The organism is Micromonospora sp. CPCC 205561, assembly GCF_036906775.1.
Taxonomy (GTDB): domain Bacteria; phylum Actinomycetota; class Actinomycetes; order Mycobacteriales; family Micromonosporaceae; genus Micromonospora.
In genome coordinates this window covers 25,187-36,109 of the sequence record NZ_JBAKHV010000057.1, presented here as the reverse complement: position 1 = coordinate 36,109, position 10,923 = coordinate 25,187, and the positions used below count along the sequence as shown (strand labels likewise).

Genomic DNA, 10,923 nt, shown 5'->3' with positions numbered 1-10,923 from the left:
TCCAGCGCCGATGGTACTGCACTCGGGAGGGTGTGGGAGAGTAGGACACCGCCGGACAATCTTCCAGTTCAGGGTCACCCTTCGGGGTGACCCTGGACTGCGTTACGGACCCTGTGGAGAGAGCCGCCGTGCGGACCGTCGTGGAACCCCTGAAGGCTCGGCCCCGGCCGGACGACCAGCTGGGCCGGCTGTTCGCCGGCGGCTGGCCGGCCTTCATCAGCGCCGACCGGGAGGCGAAGCGGCACCTCGGACGCGTGCGGGAGGTGTTCGCCGACCTGGAGCTGGTGCTCCTCGACGGCGACGACGAGCTCGTCGCCGCGGGATGGGGCGTGCCGATCCGTTGGGACGGCGATCCGGCCCACCTGCCCGAGGGCTACACCGACTCGCTCCGGCACGCGATCACCGGCCACGACCACGGCGACACCCCCGACACCCTGGTGGTGATGGCCGCCCAGGTTCGCCCCGACCTACGCGGACGAGGACTGGCCGGTGACCTGATCACGGCCCTGCGGTCGCTGGCCGGCCAGCGCGGCTGGTCCCGCGTTGTCGCCCCGGTACGGCCCACGCTCAAGGCCCGTTACCCGCTGACCCCGATCGAGCGGTTCGCCACCTGGACCCGAGAGGACGGCGCTCCGCTCGATCCGTGGGTCCGCACCCTTTGGCGGCTCGGTGCCCGGCTGGTCGCCACGGCCCCCCGGTCGCAGACGATGACCGGCACCGTGGCCGAGTGGCAGCGGTGGACGGGCATGGTCTTCCCCGACAGCGGCGCCTACGTCATCCCCGACGGTCTGGCCCTGTTGCGCATCGACCGCGACCTCGACCAGGGCACCTACACCGAACCCAATCTGTGGTTCCGCCACCGGTAGCCCAGGCACAGGGGCGGATCGGCACCCTCGGGCGCGACGTGCCGGGGCGGCGGCGTCGGCGGTCGGCGCGGTGCGCGTACGACAGGGGAAGCCCCGCCGGCGACGTGGCCGGCGGGGCTTCGGCGAGCGGGACCCGGGCGGCGGTCAGGAGGGTTCGCGCCCGCAGATGAAGCGCGGCTCGGCCAGGTAGCGCCAGGTGAACTTCTCCCGCTTCACCACCTTGCCGTCCTTCTTGAACACCCGGTACGCGTCCTGGGTGAAGCCCTGGCTGCCGCCGGCGGGAATGCAGCTCGGGCCGGGCTCCAGGTACACCGTCTTGGGTCGGGTGACGTCGCGGCGCGGGCTGTACTCGGTCTTCACGCTGTCCCAGACCCTGGTGCTCCAGATCGACACCGTGATCGAGCTCGACGTGTAGGACGTGTCGATCAGCACGCCGTGCTCGGTGTTGTTGCGGAACTTGAAGTCCAGGTCCGGCCAGAAGATCGTCGACTCGATCACCGCGGGATACCGGCTGAACCAGTACGAGTGCGGCTTGTGCTCGACATCCTCCAGCCCCGCGTAGTAGGTGGCGTTGAAGAGGGTGGTGGTGAACTGCGAGGTGCCGCCACCGACGCCGGGGACCAGCTTGCCGTCGAGGATGACCGGGGCGTCGCGGTAGCCCTGGGCGTAGCCCCGCTCTCCGGTGTGCCCGTTGAGCGAGAACGTCTCACCGGGCAGGACCACGGTGCCGTCCACGTCCTTGGCAATGGTGACGATGTTCTGACTGCGTGGCGACGAGAGGCCGCCGGTGAACCGGGTGGTGAAGGAGGAGACCCGCTCCTTGATGCCCAGCCCGGCCAGCTTCTCGGCGGTCAGCTCCGGCTCGGCCGGCTTCAGCTCCCCGGTGACCTTCCGGTCGTCCGCCCGGGGCAGGACGGCGAGCAGGTCCCGAGCCAGGGCGGCGCTGTCGAGCTGCTGCCCGGGCCGTCCGTCGACGACCTTCGGCCTGCCGCCGGAGATGGTCATCCTGGCGTCCCTCGGCGGCACCTCGATCGCGGCCAGGTCGTCGCCGAGCGCGGCGCGCAGCCGCTTGACGTCCACCTGCGGGGTCAGCTTGCCGGCCTTGTCGGCGGTGAACCGCAGGCCCCTGGCGATGGCCTTCGGCGGGATCCGCACCGAGCCCTTCTCGGTGGTCACCGTCACGGGGGCCGCCACGGCCGGCTTCGCCAGCTCGGCGACCAGCCGGTCCACCTCCTCGGCGGTGGTCGCCGGGTGCGTCTCGACCAGCGGCACGGTCACCGGCTGGCCGCCGAGCCAGCCCTCCCGCACCGCCTGCGCGGAGCGTTCCGGGTCGAGCGCGAGGCTCGGCTTCGGGTGCACCGCCCTGGGGGTGGTGCCCTTCCAGGTGATCGCGGGCATGGTCATCTTGCGGCCCTGGTCGCCGACCACCTCCTCCAGCGCGGCGTCGAGCCGGGCCGCGTCGACGACCACCACCGGCTGGACCGCGCGGGACCCGACGAGCCGGTCGACGGCGTGCGCCTCGGCCTCGGCCGCCGCCGCGACGGTGGCGTCGACGTCGACGGTCAGGCCGACCGAGGCCGGGTCGATCGTGGCGGTCCGCTCGCCGACGCGTACCGACAGGGGGGCGGTCAGGGCGCCGGCGCGGCGCTCCAGCTCCGCGCGCAGCTCCCGGGCGGCGTCCGCGCGGCTCCGGCCGCCGAGTTCGGCACCGAGGACCGTCGTCCCGCGCGGCACGTCCCCGGCGTACGCGTAGGCGCCCGCCCCCGCCACGGAGGCCAGCACCGCCGTGGCGACCCCGGCGGCCAGCAGCAGCCGGACCCGGCGGGACCGCGATCCGCCGGGCGCGCCCGCCGGCGGGACCGGCGGCGGCTCGTCACCGGGCCAGGTCACCGCCGTGACCTGCACGGTGGGCCGGTCGTCGGCGGGTGGAGTCTTCTCGCCGTACAGCGTCACGGTCACCTCGATCGGACGTACCCACAACGGGGGGAGCGCTCCTGCGCCCGGAAGACACCTACGGTAACCGGCGGGCCCGACGGGGCGGCAGCCTGCCGCCCACCGCCGCGCCACCGCGTGTCGGCGCGGGCCGCGGGACGCCGGGTGGTCGTCGGCCGCGCCGGTGGGCATGGCACGGTAGGGGCATGCGAGCGGACGAGGCGGTCCTGGCGTACGGGGGCGGTTGGCTGGACCGGGCGGGAGAGCTGCGTACCGATCCGGACCGGCTCGCCGCGCTGACGGCGGAGCCGACGAGCACCTTCCTGCCGCTCTGGCGGGACCGCTGCCTGGTCGGGGCGGACGGGCCGGTGCGGCTCACCGGTGACCGGGCGGCCGAGGCGCTGGCCGTCGCCGACGAGACCGTCTTCCTGGGCATGGACGACGGATCGGCCGTCTTCGCCGTGGACCTCTCCGGCCTGCCGGAGGCCGCCGCCGTCGAGGCGGCGGGGGCGGGCGCCGCCGTGGACGTACGTGCCCTGGTCGGCCGGCTGGAACCGGCCGAGGCGGCCGTCCAGGCGTACGCGCGGGGGCTGCTGCACTGGCACCGGCAGCAGCGCTTCTGCGGCACCTGCGGGGCGTCGACCGTCGCGCACGGCGGCGGGCACATGCGCTCGTGCGCGCGGTCGGGCTGCGGCCGGCTCCTCTTTCCCCGGATCGAACCGGCGGTCATCGTGCTCGTGGAGGCACCCGGCGCCCCGGACCGCTGCCTGCTGGCCCGGCACGCGGGCGCACCCGAGGGGGCGTACTCGACGCTTGCCGGCTTCGTCGAGGTGGGCGAGAGCCTGGAGGACGCGGTTCGCCGGGAGATGGCCGAGGAGGCCGGGGTGACGGTGACCGACCTGGCGTACGTGGGGTCGCAGGCGTGGCCGTTCCCGGCCGGACTGATGGTGGGCTTCCGGGCCACGGCCGCGTCGGAGCGGGTGCGGGTGGACGGCGAGGAGCTGCTGGAGGCGCGCTGGTTCACCCGCGACGAGCTGCGCGAGCGGGTGGCCGCCGGCCGGCCGCTCGGCCGGGTCGACTCGATCGACCACCACCTGCTCCACCGCTGGCTCGCCGCCGGGGCCTGACTCAGCCCACGAGCACGGCGACCGGTGCCGACGGCGTCCCGGTGTCGACACCGTCGGTGGCGGCGACCCGGAACTCGTAGCGGTGCCCACGGGTCAGCAGCACGGCCGTGAACCCGGTCCCGCCCACCGGCACCGGGTCGGTGCGCCACGCTCCGCCGGCCGTGACGTCCCGGACCTGGACGCGGTAGGCGAGGCCCGGCCCGGCCGGGCGCCAGGTCAGCCTGGCCTCGCCGTTGCCGAGGGCTGTCGCCGTCAACCCGGCGGGCGTGGGCAGCCGTGGGACGGCCCGGACGGGCCTGCTCCGTTCCCCGGCGCCGGCCTGGTTGGCCGCGGCCACCGTGAACTCGTACTCGTGGCCGTTGCGCAGCCGCCGGATGGTGGCCGCGGTGCCCTGCACCGGCACCTCCTCCTCGGTGAACTCCCGCTCCCCGGCGGTGACGTCCCGCCGGTAGACGCGGTGCCACCCGCCGGGATCGTCCGAGCGCCACGCCAGCTCCACCTCACCCGTGCCGACCCTCGTCACCCGCAGGCCGGTGGGTACCACCCGCGGGGCGGTGAAGCGGGCCCGGGCCCGCACCGGCGGGGAGGGCGGCCCCTCGCGGTCGCGGTCCACCGCGCTGACGGAGAACTCGTACTCGTGGCCGTGTTCGAGGTGCCGAGCGAGGTGGCTCGGCCGGGCCTCGAGGGCGGGCGGGCCGAGGCGGGTCTGGCCCGCCGTCACGTCGCGCCGGTGGACCCGGTAGGAGACGCCGGGCCCGAGGCTGGCCCAGCCGAGCCGGAGCGAGCCGTCCGGCTCGGCCCGGACGGTCAGCCGGTCCGGCGCGGCGGGCGGCCTGATCGAGGCGGTGGCCCGGACGGGTGCCGACGGCTGGCTGTCGCCCCCGCCGCCGACCGCCACGACGGTGAACTCGTACGTCCGGGCGTGCCACAGCGAGCTGACGGTCGCGCTGGTGCCGGTGAACGTGCCGACGAGGGCCGGTTCCCGCTCCCCGGCGGTGACGTCGCGCCGGTAGAGCCGGAACAGCTGGACGAACGGCATCGGCTCCCAGTGCACCGCCACGTCCCCGCTGTCTCCGGCCGCCGCCCGCACCCCGCCCGGCGGCGGTGGCGGCGGCACGGTGGCGGTCATCCGCGCCACGGGCGACGGAGGGCCCTCGCCCCGACGCCCGACGGCGGTCACCCGGAACTCGTACTGGTCCCCGTTGACCAGGAAGTCGGCCGAGGAGCGGAGCTCGGCGGTCGGCTCGCCGATCCGCACGAAGTGGGTCTGACCGGCGGTCACGTTCCGGCGGTGCACCAGGTAGCGCAGCTCGTCGTCGGTCGGGACGGGACGCCACCGCAGTTCGGCGTTGCCCGCGCCCCGCGCCTCGGCCGTGAGCGTCGCCGGCGCCGGCGGCACGTCGGCCCGGTCCGGCCGGGGCCGGGGCCAGTCGACCTCGACGAAGCGCGGCCGGTAGAGGCCGGCGTCGGCGTACGTCACCGCGTCGTCGACGTTGTTGACGTTGTAGGAGACCAGCAGCTTGCCCGGACGAGCCAGGTCGGGGTGCAGGTCGGCGTCGTAGACGAGGTGCCCGGCCTCGGTCTCCGGCGCGCGGTGCAGGTATTCCGGCCCGTCGAACGGGCCCGTCGGCCCGGCGGCCGAGTACGCCACCACGTCGGCGCTGAACACCAGGTTGTTCTCGTGGGTCACGAGCACGTACCGGTCGTCGACCCGCTGCACCCCGTACGACGTGCCGACCCCGCTGAGGACGCGGGCGGAGCGGTCCGCCGCGGGCGCCCAGCCGGTGCCCGTCCAGAATTCCCACGGGCCGTTCAGGTCGGTCCCGGCGACCCGGGCGACGTGCGCGAACTTCGTCTCGCCGCTCGCCTCGGTGCCGTAGATCAGGGTGTGTCCGCCGTCGCGCAGCAGGGTGGAGCCCCACGAGACGCGCTCCCCCAGCGGCAGCGGCCGGACCCCGGTCGGGGTCAGGCCGGGCAGCGCGAAGGTCGCCAGCGCGGTGCCCAGCAGGACGTGGTCCAGCGGGCCGTCGCCCGTCCGGCGGTAGCGGTTGGCGAGCACCTGAAGGGTCTCGCCCACGACCTGGGCGTCGCCGATCCAGTGGAACTGGTCGGCGGCCGGCGGCGGCACCAGCGAGGCGGGGTCTTCGGCGGTGCCGCCGTGCACCGTCTCGCGCAGCTCGTCGCCCTGCTGCACCACGGCCGAGTTGTTGATGAACGACGCGGTGCGGGGGCGGGAGCCGTCCGGGCCCACGGGGCCGAGGAAGGTGTCGGAGAAGAGCCAGAGGAGCCGGCCGTCGGGGAGCCGCACCGAGGCCGTCCGGTCGGCGCCGTTCCACCGGCCGGAGGTGTCGCCGTAGCGCTCGAAGAGGGCGGTGAGCCGGTCGGCCGACATGCCGCCCTCCGCCCGGGCCCGGCCCGGTACGCCGGCCGTCAGGGTGAGCACGAGTGCGGTGGCGTACAACACGAGCAACCAGCGGGCGTGCGTACGGGTCCCTGGTGCGGATCCGGTCGTGGCCGTGCTGACGTTCACCAGAAACCCCCGTCTCCTGGTTATCCGTCCCGCACTGTGACATGTCCTCCCGCTGGGGTGGTAGTGGCTGTACGGGTGCGTTTCGACCTGCTGTCCCGTTCGTGGGCCAATGTCAGGAATCCGGTGACGACGGCGGTGACCGCCGCCGTCGCCAGGGCGGCCCCGGCGATCCCGGCGACGGTTCGCGGCACGACGGTCGCGACGGCGGCCACGAAGATCACCGTGGACGTCCACAGCGGAGCGGCGGGCCACCGGGCCGACGCCGCGACCCGGGCGTTGACCAGGATGAACACGACCGCGTACAGGGCGCCGGTGGCGGCGAAGAGCGGGGCGTAGCGGCCGGCCGCGGCGTAGGCGGGTCCACCGGCCAGGCGGAAGGCCAGCCCGCCGGCGAGCGCCGAGCCGAGCACCAGCACCGCCCCCGCGCCGGCGACCAGGGCCAGCGCGGCGGCCAGGGCCCGCCGGTCACCCCTGGCCAGCCGGGGCAGCACGATCACCGTCACCACCTGCGGTGCCCACAGGGCGCCCTTGGTCAGCACGGTGCCGACGGCGTAGGTGCCGGCGACGTCCGGCGGCAGGAAGCGGCGGGCGAGCAGCAGATCGGCGTAGGAGACCACCAGCATCGCCAGGGTGGCTCCGCTGGCGGTGAGCACCGTCCGGGTGGCGAGGGAGGGCACGGTCGGGTCGACGCCGGCGCCCCGGTTGAGGCGTACCAGCAGGGCGAGCACCAGGACGGAGGTGAGCGCGCCGGCCAGCAGCGACCCGGTGAGCCCACCGCCGAGCGAGAGCCCGGCGACCATTCCCCCGTAGCGGCCGGCGCCGAGCAGCGCCATGGCGCCGGCGAGGCGCAGGAAGCGCTGGTCGCCCTGCAACTCGCCGAGCCAGCGGCCGGCCGCCACGACCGCCACGGTGAGCACGCCGAGCAGCAGTACCGCCGGGGCGGCCAGGCGGAGCTGGACGGCGGCCACCGGCAGCGTCAGGGCGAGCAGGACGGCGGTGACCAGAACCGTGAGCAGGGTCGGTCGGGCGGTGCCGGCGCGACCGTGCCGGGCCCGGTGCACCGCGACCGCGATCTGGAGCCCGGTGCTGGCCACGCCGCCGATCGCGCCCAGCGCCAGGAGCGTGGCGAGCGCGCTCAGCTCCGCCGGATCGAGGTGTCGCGCGCCGAGGACGGGCACCACGTAGGCCAGCCCGTTGACGAACACCCCGGCCAGCGTCACCGCGACGCCGGCGGTGCCGAGACCGGTCGCCCGGCCGGGCTTCTGCGAATCCGTAGCCATCAACCGTCCCGTGTCGCCGGCACTCCCGGGTGTGCGACGGGCGCGCGTACAGTGGCGCCACGCCGGTGCCACGCCCGGTCAGCGTAGTGAGGAGGTCAACCCTGCGGGAGAGGTCGATGCTCGTCGGGCTCGGGCTGGCCGTCACCCTGCTGGTGCTGGCTCCGCTGGCGGCACCCGGATACGTGCTCAGCTACGACATGGTCTTCGTGCCGCACCAGCCGTGGCGTGCCGAACTCGTCGCCCCGTCGGACTCGCTGCCGCGGGCGGTGCCGTTGGACGCCCTGGTGTCGCTGGCGAGCCAGGCGGTGCCCGGGTGGCTGGTGCAGCGGCTGGTGCTGGTCGCGGTGCTGCTGCTCGCCACCGTCGGCGCCGGCTTGCTGGTGCCGGCCCGACACCCGGTGACCCGGCTGGTGGCCGCCGTCGGGTACGCGTGGACGCCCTACCTGGCGGAGCGGCTGCTGATCGGGCACTGGGGTCTGCTCCTGGCGTACGCGTCGCTGCCCTGGCTGGTGCTGGCGGCGATCCGGCTGCCGGCCGGTGGACGGCGGGCACTGCCGCTGCTGGTGCTGGCCGCCGCCCTCGCCGCGGTGACCCCGACCGGCGGACTCATCGCGCTGGCCGCCACCGTCGTGCTGGTGCCGCGGCGCGGCGGCGGCCGGGTCGCCGCGATCGCGATCGCGGCGGTGCTGCTGCTGAACGCGCCCTGGCTGGTGGCGGCGGCCCTGACCAGGGCGGACGCCCGGACCGACCCCGACGGGGTGGCGGCGTTCGCGGCGCGGGCGGAGAACTGGAGCGGAGCGCTCGGCGCCCTGGCCGGCACCGGCGGGATCTGGAACGCGCAGACGACGCCCGCGAGCCGGTCGTCCCCGCTGGCGCCGGTGGCCACCGCCGTCGTGCTGGCCCTGGCGGTCCTCGGCTACCGGACGCTGCGCCGCCGGTGGCCGGACGGCTCCGGTGACCGGCTCGCCGTGCTGGCGGCCGGCGGCTTCCTGCTCGGCGCCCTGGGCGTGCTGCCCGGCCTGGGCGCGTCGCTGGAGTGGCTGGTGGCGACGGTGCCGGGAGCCGGGGTGCTGCGCGACGGGCAGAAGTTCCTCGTCCCGTACGCACTGCTGGTCGCCGTGGGTTTCGCGCTGGGCGCGGAACGGCTGGCCGGGGCGGCCGGCCGGGCCGGGCGGGCCGGCGCGGGCGCGGTGCTGGCCGGGGCGCTGGTGCTGCCGGTCGTGGTCCTGCCGGACCTGGCGTTCGGCGCGGCGGGCCGGCTGCGGCCGGTGGCATATCCGAGGGACTGGGACGCCGTGGCCGCCCGCCTGGACGGCCAGCCGGGCGAGGTGCTCTCGTTGCCGCTGGGCGCCTACCGGGCGTATCCCTGGAACGGCGGCCGGACGGCACTCGACCCGCTGCCCCGCTACGTCGACGCCGACGTCCTCGTCGACGACACGCTCTGGGTGGGCACGAGCGAGGTGAGCGGGGAGAACCCGCGCGTCGCGCACGTGCGACGGGTGCTCGACGCCGGTGCCCCGGTTCGGGACACCGGGGTGCGCTGGGTGGTGGTGCAACGGGTGGCCGGCGGGCAGCGGATGGAGGCGGCGGCGCTGGTCGGGCTGCGCGAGGTGTACGCGGGTGGGGACCTGACCCTGTACGAGAACCCGGCCGCGAGCGGGCGCGGTGCGCGGTGAGCTGCCCCGGGTTGCCGCCGCGGGGCCGGTATCGATCGTCCTCGCGGCCCTCCCCACCGACGCTACTTGGTGGTAACGTCCCGCGCACGCAGCTCACGAGGAGGAAGTCAGCACCATGCGCAGTGCTCTCTCGTTGGTTCTCGCCGGAGTGATCGCGGTCGCTCTCGGCGTCTTCGGGTCGGTGGCTCTGGCCACCACCCTCACCGGCACCTCGTCGTCCGAGGCCGCCAAGGCCGAGCAGGCCGCGCGGACCAGCTCGGACGGCGGTGGCGGCGCCAACAAGCCGCTGGTCTACGGCACGAGGTAGGACGGCTCCACCGGCTCCAACTGCTCCGCCGGCACCCTTGCCCGAACGTTCGCGGTCCTCGTCACGAGGGCCGCGAATTTTTCGCCCGAGACCGGCCAGGTGAAGCGCGCCGCGTGCGCCCGCGCCGCCGTGCCCATCGAGGTGCGCCGGGGGTCGTCGGTCAGCAGCAGCCGCACCTTGGCGACGAAGTCGTCCACGCCGTCGGCGAGCAGACCGGTCTCGCCGTCGACGAGCGCCTCCTCGACACCGCCGGCGCCGCGGAACGCGACCGTCGGCGTGCCGACCGCCCCGGCCTCCACGATGGTCAGTCCCCAGCCCTCCTTGAGTGAGGGGGTGAGCGCGACCCAGGCGCTGGCCAGCAGCTCCCGCTTCTCGGCGTCGCTGACGAAGCCGGTGAACCGGACCCGGGCGGTGACGCCGAGCTCGTCGGCGAGCTGGCGCAGCTGCGGCTCCCACCAGCCCTGGCCGGCGACCACGAGGGTGAGCCCGGGCAGCTCGGCGCTGAGGCCGGCGACCGCGCGCAGGGCCAGCTCGACCTGCTTGTGCGGCACCAGCCGGCCGAGCACCACCAGGGACGGGTGCGGGGTGCGCGGCACCGGCCCGATCGTCATGTCGGGCGTGCCGTTGTGCACGATGGCGACCCGGGACGGGTCGATGCCGAGGGTGGCCAGCTCCTGCCGGGTGGCCGCGGAGACGGTCACGTACTGGCAGCGGCGGTAGACGCGCGGGGCGAGCCAGGACTCCACCCACCAGCCGAAGCCGGCCAGCCAGCGGCCCAGCACCACGGGCCACTGCTCGCGGTGCACGTGGTGCACCAGCGCGATCACCGGCCGGCGGGCGTACAGGGCGGAGAGGAAGGGCAGGCCGTTGCCGACGTCCACGACCACGTCGGGGCGACCGCCCCGGCGTCGGGTCAGCGGCCCGAGGCCCCACGCGCCCGCCAGGTAGACCAGCGCGGCGCGCAGGTAGACGGTGTGCCGGCCACCGCGCCGCAGCACCCGTACGCCGGCGGCGGTGACCTCCTCGGCAGGGCCCGCCCGGTGGGTGGCGCAGAGCAGGGTGGCCCGGTGGCCCCGGCGCACGAGCTCCCCGGCGATCCGCTCGACGTACACCTCGGAGCCGCCACCCTCCGGGTTCCGGGTGTCCCGCCAGTTGAGGAAAAGTACGTGCCGGGTGGCGGCAGGCGGTGCTTCCACACTTACTCC

The 10,923-nt window shown here is 75.4% G+C and carries 8 protein-coding genes; 4 read left to right on the top strand and 4 right to left on the bottom strand.

The features are described 5' to 3' along the window. Positions 1-128 precede the first annotated feature (128 nt). Positions 129-866: a hypothetical protein gene (locus tag V6V16_RS23670; protein WP_334565371.1), complete on the top strand. Its 738-nt coding sequence runs from the start codon at positions 129-131 to the stop codon at positions 864-866. Positions 867-1,010: 144 nt separating this feature from the next. Here the strand turns inward: V6V16_RS23670 and V6V16_RS23665 are convergent, their stop codons facing one another. Further along, positions 1,011-2,825: a VanW family protein gene (locus tag V6V16_RS23665; RefSeq protein ID WP_334565370.1), complete on the bottom strand. Its 1,815-nt coding sequence runs from the start codon at positions 2,823-2,825 to the stop codon at positions 1,011-1,013. 179 nt (positions 2,826-3,004) lie between these two features. Here V6V16_RS23665 and nudC point away from each other — a divergent pair, with 179 nt between their 5' ends. Beyond that, the gene (nudC, locus tag V6V16_RS23660; protein WP_334565369.1) at positions 3,005-3,925 is read left to right on the top strand and encodes an NAD(+) diphosphatase; all 921 of its coding nucleotides are present in this window, start codon (positions 3,005-3,007) and stop codon (positions 3,923-3,925) included. 1 nt (position 3,926) lies between these two features. On the opposite strand, the gene V6V16_RS23655 is transcribed toward nudC, so the two are convergent. Together V6V16_RS23655 and V6V16_RS23650 are read right to left on the bottom strand one after the other, a co-directional pair. Continuing rightward, complete coding sequence (locus tag V6V16_RS23655; protein WP_334565368.1) at positions 3,927-6,455, bottom strand: fibronectin type III domain-containing protein; 2,529 nt, start codon at positions 6,453-6,455, stop codon at positions 3,927-3,929. Positions 6,456-6,475: 20 nt separating this feature from the next. After that, on the bottom strand, positions 6,476-7,735 hold the full coding sequence (locus tag V6V16_RS23650; protein WP_334565366.1) for a polysaccharide biosynthesis protein: 1,260 nt from the start codon (positions 7,733-7,735) through the stop codon (positions 6,476-6,478). Positions 7,736-7,851: 116 nt separating this feature from the next. Between V6V16_RS23650 and V6V16_RS23645 the strand changes: the two genes are divergently transcribed. Both V6V16_RS23645 and V6V16_RS23640 read left to right on the top strand, forming a co-directional pair. Beyond that, the gene (locus V6V16_RS23645; RefSeq protein ID WP_334565364.1) at positions 7,852-9,411 is read left to right on the top strand and encodes a hypothetical protein; all 1,560 of its coding nucleotides are present in this window, start codon (positions 7,852-7,854) and stop codon (positions 9,409-9,411) included. A gap of 115 nt (positions 9,412-9,526) precedes the next feature. Then, positions 9,527-9,718: a hypothetical protein gene (locus tag V6V16_RS23640; protein WP_148710173.1), complete on the top strand. Its 192-nt coding sequence runs from the start codon at positions 9,527-9,529 to the stop codon at positions 9,716-9,718. Here the strand turns inward: V6V16_RS23640 and V6V16_RS23635 are convergent. Further along, positions 9,703-10,914 carry a glycosyltransferase family 4 protein gene (locus V6V16_RS23635; RefSeq protein WP_334565363.1) on the bottom strand — a complete coding sequence of 404 codons (1,212 nt, stop codon included), beginning with the start codon at positions 10,912-10,914 and terminating at the stop codon, positions 9,703-9,705. The genes V6V16_RS23640 and V6V16_RS23635 overlap by 16 nt on opposite strands. Positions 10,915-10,923 lie beyond the last annotated feature (9 nt).